We start from the raw sequence: 16267 nt of genomic DNA, 5'->3' as shown, positions 1-16267 counted from the left end.
CATGACCCAGCCACTGACCGTCGCCGTCCAGATGGACCCGCTCGATTCGATCAACATCGCGGGGGATTCGAGCTTCGCGCTGATGCTGTCGGCGCAGGCGCGCGGGCACCGGCTGTTCCACTATGCGGCGGAGGATTTGAACTACGCCGACGGGCGGGTGTGGGCACGCGCGCATCCGGTGACGGTGCAGCGGGTCGATGGCGATCACTTCACGTTCGGCGAAGCGGTGAATCTCGACCTCGGCGACGAGGCCGATGTGGTGCTGATGCGGCAGGATCCGCCGTTCGACCTGGGCTACATCACCGCGACCCACCTGCTCGAGCGGATCGCCGACCGCACGCTGGTGGTCAACGATCCGGCGAGCGTGCGGAATGCACCCGAGAAGGTGTGGGTGCTCGACTTCGCCCGTTTTATGCCGCCCACCTTGGTGACGCGCAGTTTGGACGAGGCGCGCGCCTTTCTAGCCAAGCACGGCGCGATCGTGGTCAAGCCGCTGCACGGCAACGGCGGCAAGGCGATCTTCAAGGTCGACAGCGATGGCGCGAACCTGTCGGCGCTGATCGAGGTGTTCAACATGACCTGGCGCGAGCCGCACATGATCCAGGCGTTCCTGCCGGGCGTGGCGCAGGGCGACAAGCGTATCGTGCTGGTCGATGGCGAAGTCGCGGGTGCGATCAACCGCCTGCCGGGCGAGGGCGAGATCCGGTCGAACCTGGCGGTCGGCGGATCGGCGGTGAAGACCGAACTGACCGCGCGCGAGGAGGAAATCTGCGCCGCGCTGAAGCCCGAACTGAAGCGCCGGGGGCTGATCTTCGTCGGGATCGACGTGATCGGCGGCGAATGGTTGACAGAGATCAACGTAACCTCGCCGACCGGGATCGTCGCGATCGACCGGTTCAACGGGACGGATACGGCGGGGATGATCTGGGATGCTATCGAGCGGCGGGTGGGGGCGATGAAGAAGGGGTGATCTTGGGCGCCCTGCGGGCGCAAGGCGCGGAGGCGCCAAGGTTGCGGTACTGCTTGGCTGCGCAGCAGCCCGTATCAGGCCCTGTGTTGTCTTCCGATCGCAAGCATCTCGCGCAAACATCTTCGCGCCTCCGCGCCTTGCGCCCGCCGGGGCGCCCAACCCCTTCTTCTTCCTTCCGATCGGACCTTCCCGACCCCCCGCGAGTTAGCCCCCACGCATGACCAACTTCATCCTCGATGCGATCGCCTGGGGCGGATATGTCGGCATATTCCTGCTGATGGCGCTGGAGAATGTCGTTCCGCCGGTGCCGTCAGAGGTCATCATGGGGCTGGGCGGCATGGCGGTCGCGCGCGGCGACATGGCGGTCGTGCCGCTGATCCTGTGGGGCACCGCCGGGACCACCGCGGGGAATTATTTCTGGTACGCGATCGGGCGGCGGTTCGGCTACCGCGGGCTTGAGCCGTTCGTGACGCGGTGGGGCCGGTGGCTGACGGTCGAGTGGGAGGACGTCGAGAAGCTGCACCGCTTCTTCCTGAAGCATGGCGGCAAGACGGTGTTCGTCTTTCGCTTCCTGCCCACCTTCCGCACGATGATCTCGCTGCCCGCGGGCATGGCGAAGATGCCGCACTGGCGCTTCGCCGTCGCGACATTCCTCGGCAGCGCGATCTGGAACAGCGTGCTGGCGGGGGCGGGATATTATCTCGGCGCCAATTTCGACAAGCTCGGCGATTACGTCGGCCCCGCCGCGATCGGCCTGACGGTCGCGATCATTGCCGGCTATCTGTACCGCGTCGTCACCTGGAAACCCCGCGTCCGCGACGCGTGATCGATCCGGAACGGACGCACTAGCGCAATATCGCGCCATCTCGGATCGATCGTCCACGTTGATCTAACCCGCCGTCGTCAGAATTCGTCCTGTAATTTCAGGAGGAAATCTATGCGGTATCTGATCCCCAGCCTGCTGCTGCCGGCGATGATCGCGGCCTCGCCCGCCGCGGCGGCGGACGTCGTGTTCACCGGCGCGCTGGTCAACAGCTGCGTGCTGAACGTCGGTACGCCTGGCGTGCTCGGCCCGTCGAGCGATGGCCAGACGCTGAGTTCCGAGACGGGCACCGGCGTCGCCGCGGTGCTGGCGGTCGTGGCGGTCGGTTCGGCGCCGACGCTCAGCTTCTCGGCGCCGTCGCTGACGACGCCCGCCGGTTTCTCGGGCACCGCCACCACCGCGATCCGCTACCAGGCGCTGAGCGGCCATACCCAGGCCTATACCAGCGGTGCGTCGAGCATGTCGGGCGGCGCGCTGCTCGACACGATCACGGTCAATTCGCGGGTGCAGAGCGCGAGCGGCTTCGCGAGCGGCCTCTACACCGTCCGCACCGTCGTGACGTGCCAGCAGTGACGCGGGCGGGCGCCGCCCTAGCCGCGGCTGCGCTGCTGGCGTCGCCGGGCGCGCCCGCGCACGCCGTCGGCCTCGGCCCCTTGCGCAAGGAAGGGGTCACCGACGGGCCGGACAAGGCGTTCTACCTGACCTTGTTCAATCCCTATGCCGAACGCGCCGCCTTCACCGTCTATGCGATCGGTGCCGAGGACGAAGCGACACCGGCGCGCGTGCGCGTGCCGGCGATGCCATTGCCGCTGCGGGCCCAGGCGGCGCGCAAATTCACGATCGTCGCGGGGGGCCTCGCGCCGGGAGAAAGCTTCACTTTTCGGGTCTGCGCCGAAAAAATGGTCATGAAGGAACAACCGATCCATGCGCGCGTCTGCTCTCGCCTCACTGCTCGCCGTCTCGCTGATCGCGCCTAGCGCGACGGCGACGGCCCAGGGCATCTTCCTGCCACAAAGCCCGATCGGGCCGGGCGGCGAGGATTCGATCGAAACCGCCGAAGGCACGCGGTGCCGTCAGTCGATCAACAACAGCGGCGCCTATGCCGACATGGGCGTCGTCGGCAACAAGGCGCAGCGGCCCGATTACCGGACCGGCGTGTCGCTGCTGAACAACAACACCGACTATGCTCTGGCCTATATGCGGGTCACGATCCCGCTGGGGGCCAAGCCCAAGCGGCTCGATTGCACGCGGGTGTACGACATGGAGATTTCGCGGTTGAAGCGCGAGATCGAGCTGTTGCGGATGACCCCCGAATGACATGCTACGCCCGCGGATGCGCGTTGCGATAGACGTCGAGCAGGTGGGCGGCATCGACCGCGGTATAGACCTGGGTCGAGCTGAGGCTGGCGTGGCCGAGCAACTCCTGAAGCGCGCGCAGGTCGGCACCGCGCCCTAATAGATGGGTGGCGAAGCTGTGCCGCAGGGCGTGCGGGGTGGTGCGGTCGGACAGGCCGAGCCGGGCCCGTGCCGCCTGCACCGATCGCCGGATCAGGCCGGGCGACAGCGGCCCGCCCTTCGCCCCGCGGAACAGTGGCTCGTTCGCCACCAGCGGCCACGGCTGGAGCGCCAGATAGCGGTCCATCGCCTCGGCGACCTGCGGCAGGACCGGTACGATCCTCGTCTTCGCCCGCTTGCCGGTGACGACCAGCGTCTCGCCGATCGGCAGCACCGCGGGGGTCAGCGCCAGCGCCTCACCGATGCGCAGGCCCGCGCCGTACAGCAGCATCAGCACCGCCCAGTCGCGCGCGGCGATCCAGGGCTCGGCGGCATTATCGGCCACGTCCTCCGCGAGGGCCACGACCTCGTCCGGGGCGATCGGGCGAGGGACGCCCTTCTTGACGCGCGGGCCCTTCAGTCGCGGCGTGGCGCCCTCACCGACCGCCCAGGCGAGGTAGCCGCGCACCGCCGACAACTCGCGCGCCGCCGACGCATTACATATCCCCTCGCCGCGCCGCCGGGCGAGGAAAGCGCGCAGGTCGGCGGCGGTCACCCCCGCCAGCGCCGACCGCTCGACCGCGCCGCCCCAATGCCCCTGGAGGAACGTCATCAGCCGCTCCGCCGTCGCCTGATACGCCCGCACCGTATGCACCGACCGCCGCCGGTCGCGGGCGAGGTGCTGGGCGTACAGGGCCGGGATGGGGTGCATCGAACCTGCGTCAGCCGATCTTCTGGCCCGACTTTGCCCAGTCGGCCAGGAAACCCTCGATCCCCTTGTCGGTCAGCGGGTGCTTGACGAGCTGGCGGATGACGGCTGGGGGCGCGGTCATCACGTCGGCGCCGAGCTTTGCGCTTTCGAGCACGTGGATCGGGTGGCGGACGCTGGCGACCAGGATCTCGGTCGCGAAGTCGTAATTGTCGTAGATCAGGCGGATGTCGCTGATGAGGCCCATGCCGTCGAGGCCGACGTCGTCGTGGCGTCCGACGAACGGCGAGACGAAGGTCGCTCCCGCCTTTGCCGCCAGCAGCGCCTGATTGGCCGAGAAGCACAGGGTGACGTTCACCATCGTGCCGTCGTCGGTCAGCGCTTTGCACGTCTTCAGTCCGTCGATCGTCAGCGGCACCTTCACCGCGACGTTGTCGGCGATCTTGCGGAGGATTTCGGCCTCCCGCATCATCCCGTCGTGGTCGAGCGCGACGACTTCGGCGGACACCGGGCCCGGCGTGATCGTGCAGATTTCGGCAACGACCTCAAGGAAATCGCGGCCGGCCTTGTGGATCAGCGACGGGTTGGTGGTGACCCCGTCGACCAGCCCGGCCTCGGCCAGTTCGCGGATGTCATTGGTGTCGGCGGTATCGACGAAGAATTTCATCTCGGCTGGTCCTTCTGGCGTTTGAATATCGCGCTGGCTCTATGCCCGATACGGTGGCGCTGCACCCGGAAAATTAACCTGCCGCGAGATACGCACCGGTCATGCCCGATCCCACCCCCGACATGGCCCGCGACGCCAGCCGTCTGCGGGCGCTGGCGACGCTGGACCTGGCCGGCATGCCGCCCGAGCGCGAGTTCGAGGCGCTGGCTGCGTTGGCCGCGGCGTTGCTCGACTGCCCGATCGGCATGGTCACGCTGATCGACCGCGACCGCCAGTGGGTCGCCGCCGCGGTCGGCAGCGACCTGACCGAGGTCCGCCGGTCGGAGGCGTTCTGCAACCACACGATCGAAAGTGCCGCGCCGCTGGTGGTGGGCGATGCGACGCGCGATCCGCGCTTCGCCGACAACCCGTTCGTCACCGGCTCCGCCGGCGTGCGCGCCTATGCCGGACAGGCGATTTCCGCGATCGATCCGGCGACAGGCAGCAGCGTGCCGGTCGGCGCGGTCTGCGCGGTCGACACCAGCGCGCGCGGGTTTGGCGCCGCGCATCATTCCGCGCTCGACCATCTGCGCCAACTGGCCGAGGCGTTGCTGGAGGCCCGCGCGCTGCGCCACCAGGCCGAAGCGCAGGCCGAGGCGCTGCGCCGCACCGATCGCGCGTTCCGCCAGGCCGAGCGCATGGCGCAGATCGGATCCTGGCGCCTCGCGCTGGAGGACGATGCGGTCACCTGGTCGGAGGGGGTGTTCCGCATCTACGACCTCGACCCCAGCGGTGCGCCGCCGCTGCAGAATGCGCTGGAGTTCTTTCCGCCCCACGCCCGCGCGCAGGTGACCGAATCGCTGGCCAACACGATCGAGACCGGTGCGCCGTTCGACATCGAGGTCGATTTCCTGACCGCCAAGGGCCGCCAGCGGCGGGTGCGGTCGATGGGCGAGATCGAGTTGAAGGACGGGCGCCCCGATTCCGTCGTCGGCGTGTTCCAGGACGTGACCGACCGCCACGCGATCGAGGAGAGCCTGCGCCGGTCGGCGACGATCGACGTGCTGACCGCGATCGCCAACCGCGCGGCCTTCACCGCCGAGATCGAACGCGCGGTCGATGCGGCGCGGGTGACCAACGACCCGCTCGCGCTGATCCTGGTCGACCTGGACCGGTTCAAGGCGATCAACGACGGCCACGGCCATCTGGTCGGCGATGACGTGCTGCGCGCCGCGGGACGCCGGCTGCGGCGAGTGGCGCCGGTCGGCGGCTTTGCCGCGCGGCTGGGCGGGGACGAGTTCGCGCTGCTCTTGACCGGGCGCGCCGCGGCGCAGGTCGACGAGGTGGCCGAGCGGCTGCGGATCGAGCTGACCATGCCGGTGCACGTCGGCGGCTGGGCGATCGAGACGTCGGCGACGATCGGCCACGCCAGCCTGTGCGAGGACGTCGACGGCCCCCGCGCGCTGATCCACCGGGCGGACACCGCGCTGTACCACGCCAAGCGCAGCGCGCGGGGGTCGGTGACGGCCTGGGGCCGGATGCGCCCCGGCGAGCGGCGGCGGGCCGATGCGGCGTGAGATGAGATTGGCGGGGAAGCGTCCCTGCCGATGATCGCGTGGGTGCGGAGTTCGGGCCGGCAGTAGCGGGCGAGGCGCCCGCGGCCCTGGGCTTCCGCGTCCGCGGGAGCACGGAGTGGGTGGCGCGGGCGCTTGTGATGCGGTTTGCGGCCTTGGCATGCGTTCCCCCCTTTAAGGTCCGGTATCCCCGCGGAGGCGGGGATCCAGGGTTTCGGGCGGGGCGGTCTTGGCTCTGGGCTCCCGCCTTCGCGGGAGCACGGAGTGAGTGGCGCGGGCGCTGATGATGCGGCCTGCGGTTCGCGACTGGGCCCCGGCCTTCGCCGGGGTACACGTTACCCGACAGGGTCGATTTCAGACCTTCGGGGCGGGTGGGACTTCGTTTTCCGCCTTCTCCAACTCATCGGCCATCCAGTCGCGGCGGTGGGCGAAGATGCCGACGAGGGCCGCCGCGCCGCCGAGGAACGCGGCGCCGATGGCGATGCTGCGGGCGAAGCGGCGGGTGCGGGCCATGATTTCAGTTTCCGAAGGCGTGATCCGGGCGACGCGCTGCGCGCCGCCCGGACCGGAACGGATCAGTTGCTCGCGGCCTGCATAGAATGCTTCAGGTCGCGCATCTGGTCGTGGCCCTGCTTGACCGAGCCCCAGCCACGCTCGACGGCGGCGCGGGTTTCGGGCGACAAGTCGGTGTCCTTCAGCGCGGCTTCGAACTTCGCCTTGATATGGTCCTCGCCACGCTCGACCTCGTTGACGATCGCCTGGTCGTCCTGGCCGGTGATCGACGCCTTGAGGTCGAGGAACACGCGGTGCGCGCCGGCGAGGATCGTGCCGTCGTCCTCCGGGTTGCCGCCCAGGCGACGCACTTCGGACTGGAAGTCGGTGACGACCTGGCGACGCTCGTTCGCGCGATCGGTGAACATCGACGCATAGCGGCTGTTCTCGGTATCCTTGGCCGCTTCCTGATAGCCGTCGACGCTGTCGAGCGTGGTGGCGATCAGGCCGTTCAGGGTGCGGATGTCGTGGCTGGTGTCTGCCATGTCGTTACTCCGGTACGTGTGTTGGACGCCGGGGTAACGTGGGGCGCGGCATCGCGTTCCGCCGCGGTTTCGAGTTCTGCGGCGAGCGCGGCGAACCATGCGTCGCGCTGTGCGCCCTCGACCGCGGCGAGCGCGGTGGTTTCGCGGTCCTTGGCCGCCTCGACCAGTGCACGCTCGTCGTCGGAGAGGTCGCGCGCATAGTCGGGGTCGCCGAATTCCCCGTCCTCGATCCCGTCGAAATCGGGCGGGGGCGGGAAATCGGTGCGCCATTCGTCGCTATCTTCGCAGAACCAGACCGAGCCGGAAAAGGGGCTGTCTTCCTCCTCTTCCTCTCGTGAATGTTGACAAAGTTGATGCCCGATCGGGGGGTCGTGCGGGGAAGATTCGGGGGCGAGCGCGAGCAGGCCGGCGGCCTCGGCCCGGCACCATTGGTCGGCGCTCCAGTCGGCGCGCTTCGCGGGATCGAGGTCGGACGTGTCGACTTCGCCCGGCACCCCGGCATGGGCGCGGACGTAGCAGTCGGCGCGGCCGAGCGCGGCGATGGGGGCGAGGGCGGCGCTTTCCCCCTCGGTCACGCGCAGCGCCAGGAACATGCCGGCGCGGGCATTCCCGGCATCCTCGCCGATCAGGTCGAGATAGCGGTCCCATTCCTGTGCGGCGAGGCGGGCGGCGCGGGCGTCGCCGGTGTGGTCCGGCCCCTCGGCGGCGGCGATCCTGTCGAGACGGGCGAGGAGGCGCAGCGCGACGCCGTTGTCGTAGCGGTGATGCTCGGTGGTCGAGCCGTCGGGGTGGGTGATGGTGTTGGTCTGCCCGCGCAGCGCCCGGCTGGTGAGATCGTCGACGATGCGGTTGCGCTGGAGCAGCAGCGCGGCGTTCCAGCCGACGTTGAACGCCGCACCGCGCGCGGAATTGCGGAAGGCATAGGCCGACGCGGGCGAGAGGCCGACGATGGTGCAGGCATCGTGGACGGTCAGCCCCTCTGCCAGATGGAACAGGAATTTCTGCTGGCGCGCCGCGGTCCAGCCGTCGTGGCGGCGCGAGGGGAGCAGGATGCCGGTATCGAGCGCGGCGGCCCGCGCGAACGGATCGGCGGCGTTGAGCGCGACCTGCTGATCCTCCTCGGCGTTATGCTGGAGCTTCGCCTCATGGGTGGGGGAGAAGACGATGGGGGTGGGGTTCCTCACAGGCCGTACTCCCGGCAAGCGCGGGCGTAGTCGGCGGCGCGGCGGCGGAAAAGCGCGTCGTTGGCCTCCCGCTGGGCGGCGACCTCCGGCGGGGTGGGGAGGATGTTGCCGATGAGGCGGGCGTCTAGGAGGGCCTGCCACCGCTGCACGGCATCGCGCGTGTCGCCTGTGCCGCATGGTTCGTACCAGACCGGGCTGGCCGGCAGGTGGCTGATGTCGTGTGGCATGTGGAATCCCCCCGGATGATCGACAGAGGGGGGACCAGTTATAGGATGAAGAGCGTGTGGGACAGCCCCCGGCGCCGCGAGACTGTAGCGAAGCTACGGACGAGCGCACCCGGCGCCGGGCCGGCCGGCGGGGCTACGAGCCCCGACCGACGACGCGGCTTTGCCGCGGCGATAATCTTGACGTGGGTGGTTAGGACGTAACATACCTGTACAGTAAATATCTTTTTTTGTGGCATCTAATTGTGGGAGCTGCATGATGAGCGCTGTGAGGTTCAATGGCAATTAAAGATAAGGCAGTCTCTGCCCGTCCGGATTTATATGTTGGCCTGGTTTGCGCCGCTGGCACTGACCTAAGCGATCTGAAAGACCAAATTCAGGCGCAACTTTCGGTTGTCGGTTACGATATTCAAATTATAAAAGTCAGTAACCTAATAAAGCAAATAATAGAATTGCCGCATATTGATGACGAATATTATAGAATGAAGGCGCTCATGCGCGGTGGCGACTGCATAAGAGAGGCTTCAGAGGGAGGTAACGGTGTAGCCAGCGCTATTGTATCTGAGATTAGAAGATTGCGTAATGGAAGCGAGCTACCGCAGTCGACAGCTTACGTAATTGATTCTCTTAAAAGCCCTTACGAGATATCTCTTCTAGATCAAATATACGGTAGAAACTTCTACTCCATATCTGTCTTTAAGCCTCAATCTGAGAGAACGGATACGCTAAGTGGTTTGATTGCCAAAAAACGACACCAGCCACCAGGAGATGAGCATAGATCACTGGCTAATGATTTGATCAAAGAGGACGAAAAAGGGTCGGGTAAGAAAGCGCAAAATGTTCAAAGTACCTTTCCCAAGGCTGATTTCTTTGTAAACGGCTCTCAAAATACGTCGAGTCAAATAGAAAGATTTATCAAAATAATATTTGGACAACCGTTTGAGACGCCGACACTTGATGAGTATGCGATGTTTATGGCGCGTGGATCGGCCTTGCGTTCATGTGATTTGTCGAGGCAGGTCGGGGTCGCAATTGTGGATCAGGATAGGTCGATTCTCGCAACGGGGTTCAACGATGTCCCTTATCCGGGAGGCGGCGTCTTCCTTCCAGAGTTTGGAGGAAAAATCGGTGACAATCGTGATTTCAAAGAGGGGCACGATCCTAACTACATTGAGATTCAGAGAACATTGATTGAGTTTATCAAGCTTCTCCAGTCAGTTGGCCACGTAGATGTTTCATTAGATCCTAGCACGGTTGCTGATGGATTGTTGCATGGTGAGTATAAAGAACTCACTTCAAATGTAAGAATCAGGAATCTTATTGAATTTGGACGAGTTGTTCATGCGGAAATGCATGCCATATCGCAGGCTGCATCAAGTGGACGAAGTGTGAAGGGTGCGTCTCTATATTCTACAACATTTCCCTGTCATGGTTGCGCTAGACACATTATTTCATCTGGAATATCAGAAGTTGTTTTTATCGAGCCGTACCCGAAAAGTATGACCTTCCACCTTTATGGAAAAGAAATAGAGATGGTAAGTGATCGTTCAGAAGTGCAGTCGCCGGATGAAATGATTAGAACTGTCAAGTTTAGGCCGTTTTATGGCGTTGCGCCGCAGCTTTACATGCGCGCCTTTACTGCGCATGAGCGGAAGAATCAGTACGGCACCATTGCCACATGGTTGCCAAAGACTGCGGTGCCGGTCGGCGCTGTTTTCGGCGTCGAGCGGCCAAAAACTGAGGTAGCCGCTGCGGCTTCGCTTGCAAGCGTGGCGAAAAGAGCTATAAAACTTTTCGCGGAACAATCCCAAACTGAAGGTGCTGACAATGGAGCCCAAGACACTCTTGGATCAAATGGCGGCCGACAAAGTTTCTTTTCTAAAATTTTCCAAGGCAGAGCGAACTAACGCATGGCGTGAGTTGCGATTCGCCGGCTCTAACTCGGCGCCGGGTACGGTTTTTCTTGAAAAAATTGGTGAAGATAAAGGCGCATCCGAATAATTTGGGCGACCCTTTTTTGGAATAAATGTAATAATGGTTAAATACGGGACGTGCAAGTCACGTTAGACTTCTGTGGCAATTTTTGTGGCGTTAGATAGCTCATTAAGGCGTCACTAAGGCGTATGGTGCTCACTCCGCCGCCTCAACCTCCCGCACACCGCTCACGCCACCCTTCAACAACGGCGCCAGATACCGCCCCGTAAAGCTCCGCGCCTCCTTCGCCACCGTCTCCGGCCCTTCGACTACGCCGCCGCTTCCGCGCCGGCTTCGCTCAGGACAGGCTCGTCCCCGCCGCCCTTTCGCAACAGCGGTGCGAGATAGCGGCCAGTGAAGCTCTTCGGTTCTTTCGCGACAGTTTCGGGGACGCCCTCCGCCACGATCTCCCCGCCCTTCACGCCGCCTTCCGGTCCCAGGTCGAGCACCCAGTCGGCGGTCTTGATGACGTCGAGGTTGTGTTCGATCACGACCACCGTGTTGCCCTGCTCGACGAGCTGGTGGAGGACTTCGAGGAGCTTGCGGACGTCCTCGAAATGCAAGCCCGTCGTCGGCTCGTCCAGAATGTAGAGCGTGTTGCCGGTGGCGCGGCGGGAGAGTTCCTTGGCGAGCTTCACGCGCTGCGCCTCGCCGCCCGAGAGGGTCGTCGCCTGCTGGCCGACCTTCACGTAGCCGAGGCCCACTTCGGCCAGCATCGCCATCTTGTCGCGGATCGGGGGCACGGCCTTGAAGAACTCGACCGCGTCCTCGACGGTCATGTCGAGCACGTCGGCGATGCTCTTCCCCTTGAACTTCACCTCCAGCGTCTCGCGGTTGTAGCGGGCGCCGTGGCAGACGTCGCACTGGACATAGACGTCGGGGAGGAAGTGCATCTCGATCTTGAGCACGCCGTCGCCCTGGCACGCCTCGCACCGGCCGCCCTTCACGTTGAAGCTGAAGCGGCCGGGCTTGTAGCCTCTGGCCTGCGCCTCCGGCAGCCCCGCGAACCAGTCGCGGATCTGGGTGAAGGCGCCGGTGTAGGTCGCCGGGTTCGACCGCGGGGTGCGGCCGATCGGCGACTGGTCGATGTCGATGACCTTGTCGAGGTACTGGAGGCCGGTGATCCTGTCGTGCTTGCCGGCGAGCATGCGCGCGCCGTTCAGCTCCCGCGCGGCGGCGGCGTAGAGCGTGTCGATGGTGAAGCTCGACTTGCCCGACCCCGAGACGCCGGTGATGCAGGTGAAGGTGCCAAGCGGGAGCGACGCGGTGACGCCGGTCAGGTTGTTGGCGGTGGCGTTGTGGACGGTCAGCTTCTTGCCATTGCCCTTGCGGCGCTTGGCCGGAAGCGGGACTTCGCGGCGGCCGGCGAGATAGTCGGCGGTGATGCTGTCCTGGTTGGCGAGCACTTGCTCGAAGGTCCCTTGCGCGACGATTTCCCCGCCGTGGACGCCGGCGCCGGGGCCCATGTCGATGACATAGTCGGCGGTGCGGATCGCGTCCTCGTCATGTTCGACGACCAGCACGGTGTTGCCGAGGTCTCTTAGACGACGGAGCGTCTTCAGCAGCATGTCGTTGTCGCGCTGGTGGAGGCCGATGCTGGGCTCATCAAGGACGTAGAGCACCCCCGAAAGGCCCGAGCCGATCTGGCTGGCGAGGCGGATGCGCTGAGACTCGCCGCCCGAGAGCGTGCCGGACGTGCGGTCGAGGTTGAGGTAGTCGAGGCCGACGTTGTTGAGGAAGCCCAGGCGTTCGAGGATTTCCTTCAGGATGCGTTCGGCGATTTCCTTCTGCTGGCCGTTGAGGGTGTCGGGGAGCGCGGTGAACCAGGCGAGCGCATCGACGACCGAGAGGTGGGTGGCGTGGCTGATGTTCTCGCCACCCAGCTTTACCGCCAGCGCCTCGGGCTTCAGGCGGGCGCCGTGGCAGGTCTCGCACGGCTGGCTCGACTGGTATTTGGAAAGCTCCTCGCGCATCCACGCGCTCTCGGTCGAGAGCATGCGGCGGGTGAGATTGCCGATGACGCCCTCAAACGGCTTCTTCACGTCGTAGCTCTTGCGCCCGTCGATGAAGGTGAGGGTGACGGGCTTGCCGCGGGTGCCGTGGAGGATGACGGATTGCGCCTCTGCGGGCAGGTCGCTCCACGCGGTTTCGAGGTCGAAGCTGTAGGCCTTCGCGAGGGAGCCCAATACCTGCATATAATAAGGGCTGGGCGGGTTGGACTTCGCCCACGGCACCACCGCGCCCTTCTTGATCGAGAGCGCGTGGTTGGGGACGACGAGATCCTCGTCGAACACGAGCTTTTCGCCGAGGCCGTCGCACGCCGGGCACGCGCCCTGGGGGGCGTTGAAGCTGAACAGGCGGGGCTCGATCTCTGGGATGGTGAAGCCCGAGACGGGGCAGGCGAATTTCTCGGAGAAGACGATGCGGTTGGCGGGCACGCCCGCGCCCTTCATGGCGCCGCCATCGGTTTGCGCAACCAGTCCTCCGTTCGCTTCGAGCGCAGTCGAGAAGCCGGTTTCCGCGGCCTGTTTCTCGACTTCGCTCGAAACGAACGGGGTTTTTGCAGCCGCCAGCGCCTCGGCCACTGTCGTGTCGACCAGGTCGACATAGGCCAGCCCCTCGGCGAGTTTCAACGCGGTTTCGAAGCTTTCGGCCAGGCGGGTGGCCTGTTCGGCGTTGACGACGATGCGGTCGACGACGACCTCGATGTCGTGCTTGTACTTCTTGTCGAGCGCAGGCGCGGCGTCGATGTCGTGGAGTTCGCCGTCGATGCGCACGCGGCTGAAGCCTGCCTTCTGCCACTCGGCGAGTTCCTTGCGGTACTCGCCCTTGCGCCCGCGGACGACCGGGGCGAGCAGGTACAGGCGCGTGCCTTCTGGCAGGGCCATCACGCGGTCGACCATCTGGCTGACGGTCTGCGCGCTGATCGGCAGGCCCGTAGCGGGCGAATAGGGCACGCCGACCCGCGCCCAGAGGAGCCGCATGTAGTCGTAGATCTCGGTAACGGTCGCGACGGTCGAGCGCGGGTTGCGGCTGGTCGTCTTCTGCTCGATCGAGATGGCGGGCGACAGCCCCTCGATATGGTCGACGTCGGGCTTCTGCATCAGCTCGAGGAACTGGCGCGCGTAGGCAGAAAGCGACTCGACGTAGCGGCGCTGGCCCTCGGCATAGATGGTGTCGAACGCGAGGCTGGACTTGCCCGACCCCGACAGCCCGGTGATGACCGTCAGCGTATCGCGCGGGATGTCGACCGACACGCCCTTGAGGTTATGCTCGCGCGCGCCGCGCACGGAAATGTGGGTGAGGGACATGTCGGGAGTTCTACTTCTGTTCTGAACGGGAGGCCAGAGCAGAGATAGGGTCGGGGCACGACGCTTTCCAGCGATGCCAACAGCATCCGTTCCGGTGGCTTGCGCCGAGCGGTCGCGGCGGGGGATCGATGCCGCCCCTTCGGCGGTCGGTCGCGCCGGCTGGCTCATGGGAGCAGCGAAAGGAACCGAACCGGACGCACCCGGCGTTCCGTTCCTGTCTGGACCGCACGATGGTCGCCGCCACCCGACCGCGGCGGAGCGAGCCTGTGCACATCGCCAACCACCTGTTCTACGGCGACAATCTGGACGTGCTGCGCGCGCATGTGCCCGACGATAGCGTCGACCTGATCTACCTCGACCCGCCGTTCAATTCGAACGCCAACTACAACATCCTGTTCAAGTCGCCGGCGGGCCTGTCGAGCGAGGCGCAGATCGAGGCGTTCGAGGACACGTGGCACTGGAACGAGGCGGCGGCCCACGCCTTCGACCAGGTCGCGCGCAGCGGCCATACCAAGGCGTTCGACCTGCTGGCGGCGATGCGCAGCTTCCTGGGCGAGAACGACATGATGGCGTATCTGTCGATGATGGCGATCCGCCTGATCGAACTGCACCGCGTGCTGAAGCCGACCGGGAGCCTGTACCTCCACTGCGACCCTACCGCGAGCCACTATCTGAAGCTGTTGCTGGACGGGGTGTTCGGCAAGCGCAACTTCCGCAACGAAGTCGTCTGGTGCTATCGCAAATGGAGCGTGGCGCAGGGCCAGTTCGTCCGCAACCACGATGTCCTGCTGTTCTATGGCCGGAGCGACGGGCGACAGGTGTTCAACACGCTCTACGTCCCGCCATCCGACGGGACCATGAAGCGTTGGAAGGGACACCGGCAGCAGGCCGTGTTCGAGGATGGCGTGCGCAAGGCCAGCAGCATGGCCGAGGCGACACCGGGCAGCCCGATGCCGGATTGGTGGGAGATATCCATCCTGAATCCCAACGCCGCCGAACGCCTCGGCTATCCCACGCAAAAGCCGCTCACCCTGCTCGAACGCATCATCGCGGCGTCGTCCAATCCGGGCGACGTCGTGCTCGACCCGTTCTGCGGCTGCGGTACGGCGGTGCATGCCGCGCAGAGGCTGGGACGACGATGGGTGGGGATCGACGTCACCCACCTTGCCATCTCGCTGATCGAGAAGCGGATGCGCGATGCGTTTCCGGGGATCGCGCTGACCGTCGAGGGGACGCCGAAGGATATCGCCGCCGCCGAGGACCTGGCGCGCCGCGACAAATATCAGTTCCAGTGGTGGGCCGTGTCGATGGTCGATGCGATGCCGTTCGGCGGCAGGAAGAAGGGCGCCGACGGCGGGGTCGACGGCATCATCTATTTCAAGCCCGAGGGGCGTCAGACCGCCAAGGCGCTGGTGTCGGTGAAGGGCGGCGACCATGTCGGCGTGCCGATGATCCGCGACCTGCATTCCGCGATGGAGCGCGACCGCGCGCCGATAGGCGTTTTCATCACGAAGCGTAATCCGACGACGCCGATGACGCGCGAAGCGGCGGCGGTTGGGCGCTTCCATTCGGAGGCGGCGGGGCGGTCGTATCAGCGACTGCAGATACTGACACTGGAGGATCTGTTCGGCGGCAGGCGGCCCGACCTGCCCTTCGTCGATCCCGGCGCGGCGTTCCGCCGAACCTCGCGCGAGGCGCTGGCGAGCCAGGGCCGGCTGCTCTGACGACGTTAGCCTCTTGGCAAGCGCGATCCGTGTATTATCTTCGTGATACACGTTGAGGTGAGCGAGATGGCAAAGGACGGTAAGGGAGCGAAATCGGTCAAGATCCCCAAGCGGATCGGCGGGGTGAAGCTGTCGAAGGGCTTGCGCAAATCGGGCGAGAAGCTGCTGGAGAAGGCGCAGACGCCGGAGGGGCGCAAGATGCTCGCCGCAGGGCTGGCGATGGCGGCCAGCGTCGCCGCGCGGGCGCAGACGCCGCAGGCGCCGCGGGCGCCGGTGCCGCCGGTGCCGCCGGTGCCGCCAGTCCCACCCGTGCCGCCTGTCCCACCGGTCGCGCCCGTCCCGCCGGTGGCCGAGAGCGGTGAGGGCGTGCCGCCGCCGCTCCACGCTAGTCATCCTGCGCCAGACGGGATGGGCACGCCGGTTGTCGACCCGCAGGAGATCGTCGCCGCGGTCGGTGCGGTGGCCGGGGCGTTTCTGGATGGACTTTTCGGGCGCAAGCGGGGCGGGAGCTAGGGCGCGTGAGGCGGGCATGGGCAAAGCCCATGCCGTCGGTCGGGCGATGCCCGCTGGCCGGGCTTGCGCGAGTCGGGCCGACGC

16 protein-coding genes are annotated in these 16267 nt (G+C 65.6%); 9 read left to right on the top strand and 7 right to left on the bottom strand.

The annotated features are described in order from the left end of the window. Position 1: 1 nt before the first annotated feature. From gshB to M9980_RS09240, 5 genes are all read left to right on the top strand, one after another. Complete coding sequence (gshB, locus tag M9980_RS09260; RefSeq protein WP_250749723.1) at positions 2-970, top strand: glutathione synthase; 969 nt, start codon at positions 2-4, stop codon at positions 968-970. Between the two features lie 217 nt (positions 971-1187). After that, on the top strand, positions 1188-1796 hold the full coding sequence (locus M9980_RS09255; RefSeq protein ID WP_250749720.1) for a DedA family protein: 609 nt from the start codon (positions 1188-1190) through the stop codon (positions 1794-1796). 111 nt (positions 1797-1907) lie between these two features. Further along, positions 1908-2366, top strand: a complete 459-nt coding sequence (locus tag M9980_RS09250) for a hypothetical protein (RefSeq protein WP_250749717.1) — start codon at positions 1908-1910, stop codon at positions 2364-2366. 80 nt (positions 2367-2446) lie between these two features. After that, entirely contained in the window at positions 2447-2770 is a 324-nt protein-coding gene (locus M9980_RS09245; protein WP_250749713.1) for a hypothetical protein, read from the top strand. Beyond that, positions 2718-3110: a hypothetical protein gene (locus M9980_RS09240; RefSeq protein WP_250749710.1), complete on the top strand. Its 393-nt coding sequence runs from the start codon at positions 2718-2720 to the stop codon at positions 3108-3110. Before M9980_RS09245 ends, M9980_RS09240 begins: the two co-directional genes overlap by 53 nt. A 4-nt stretch (positions 3111-3114) precedes the next feature. Here the strand turns inward: M9980_RS09240 and M9980_RS09235 are convergent, their stop codons facing one another. Both M9980_RS09235 and fsa read right to left on the bottom strand, forming a co-directional pair. Continuing rightward, the gene (locus tag M9980_RS09235) at positions 3115-3999 is read right to left on the bottom strand and encodes a tyrosine recombinase XerC (RefSeq protein WP_250749707.1); all 885 of its coding nucleotides are present in this window, start codon (positions 3997-3999) and stop codon (positions 3115-3117) included. 10 nt (positions 4000-4009) lie between these two features. Then, entirely contained in the window at positions 4010-4663 is a 654-nt protein-coding gene (fsa, locus tag M9980_RS09230; protein WP_250749704.1) for a fructose-6-phosphate aldolase, read from the bottom strand. 101 nt (positions 4664-4764) lie between these two features. On the opposite strand from fsa, the gene M9980_RS09225 reads away from it, so the two are divergent. Further along, a complete protein-coding gene (locus M9980_RS09225; RefSeq protein WP_250749702.1) occupies positions 4765-6219 on the top strand; it encodes a sensor domain-containing diguanylate cyclase in 1455 nt (484 codons plus the stop codon). Between the two features lie 351 nt (positions 6220-6570). On the opposite strand, the gene M9980_RS09220 is transcribed toward M9980_RS09225, so the two are convergent. The 4 genes from M9980_RS09220 to M9980_RS09205 all read right to left on the bottom strand — a co-directional run bounded on the left by M9980_RS09220 (position 6571) and on the right by M9980_RS09205 (position 8664). Continuing rightward, positions 6571-6729 (bottom strand): hypothetical protein, encoded by a 159-nt coding sequence (locus tag M9980_RS09220; protein WP_250749693.1) that lies wholly within the window; start codon positions 6727-6729, stop codon positions 6571-6573. 62 nt (positions 6730-6791) lie between these two features. Then, the gene (locus M9980_RS09215; protein ID WP_250749690.1) at positions 6792-7253 is read right to left on the bottom strand and encodes a PA2169 family four-helix-bundle protein; all 462 of its coding nucleotides are present in this window, start codon (positions 7251-7253) and stop codon (positions 6792-6794) included. Next, positions 7220-8437 (bottom strand): hypothetical protein, encoded by a 1218-nt coding sequence (locus M9980_RS09210; protein ID WP_250749687.1) that lies wholly within the window; start codon positions 8435-8437, stop codon positions 7220-7222. Before M9980_RS09210 ends, M9980_RS09215 begins: the two co-directional genes overlap by 34 nt. Then, the gene (locus M9980_RS09205; RefSeq protein ID WP_250749684.1) at positions 8434-8664 is read right to left on the bottom strand and encodes a hypothetical protein; all 231 of its coding nucleotides are present in this window, start codon (positions 8662-8664) and stop codon (positions 8434-8436) included. Before M9980_RS09205 ends, M9980_RS09210 begins: the two co-directional genes overlap by 4 nt. 275 nt (positions 8665-8939) lie before the next feature. On the opposite strand from M9980_RS09205, the gene M9980_RS09200 reads away from it, so the two are divergent. Beyond that, on the top strand, positions 8940-10568 hold the full coding sequence (locus tag M9980_RS09200; protein ID WP_250749682.1) for a deaminase: 1629 nt from the start codon (positions 8940-8942) through the stop codon (positions 10566-10568). A 336-nt stretch (positions 10569-10904) separates the two neighbouring features. Here the strand turns inward: M9980_RS09200 and uvrA are convergent, their stop codons facing one another. Further along, entirely contained in the window at positions 10905-13946 is a 3042-nt protein-coding gene (uvrA, locus tag M9980_RS09195) for an excinuclease ABC subunit UvrA (protein WP_250749679.1), read from the bottom strand. Between the two features lie 266 nt (positions 13947-14212). Here uvrA and M9980_RS09190 point away from each other — a divergent pair, with 266 nt between their 5' ends. Together M9980_RS09190 and M9980_RS09185 are read left to right on the top strand one after the other, a co-directional pair. After that, positions 14213-15670: a DNA methyltransferase gene (locus M9980_RS09190; RefSeq protein ID WP_422921351.1), complete on the top strand. Its 1458-nt coding sequence runs from the start codon at positions 14213-14215 to the stop codon at positions 15668-15670. 66 nt (positions 15671-15736) lie between these two features. Continuing rightward, positions 15737-16183, top strand: coding sequence for a hypothetical protein (locus M9980_RS09185; RefSeq protein WP_250749676.1), 447 nt, complete (start codon positions 15737-15739; stop codon positions 16181-16183). The last annotated feature ends 84 nt before the right edge of the window (positions 16184-16267 follow it).

The organism is Sphingomonas donggukensis (assembly GCF_023674425.1).
Taxonomy (GTDB): Bacteria; Pseudomonadota; Alphaproteobacteria; order Sphingomonadales; family Sphingomonadaceae; genus Sphingomonas; species Sphingomonas donggukensis.
The sequence above is the reverse complement of the archived record's forward strand: the minus strand, read 5'-3'. Positions and strand labels throughout refer to the sequence as shown.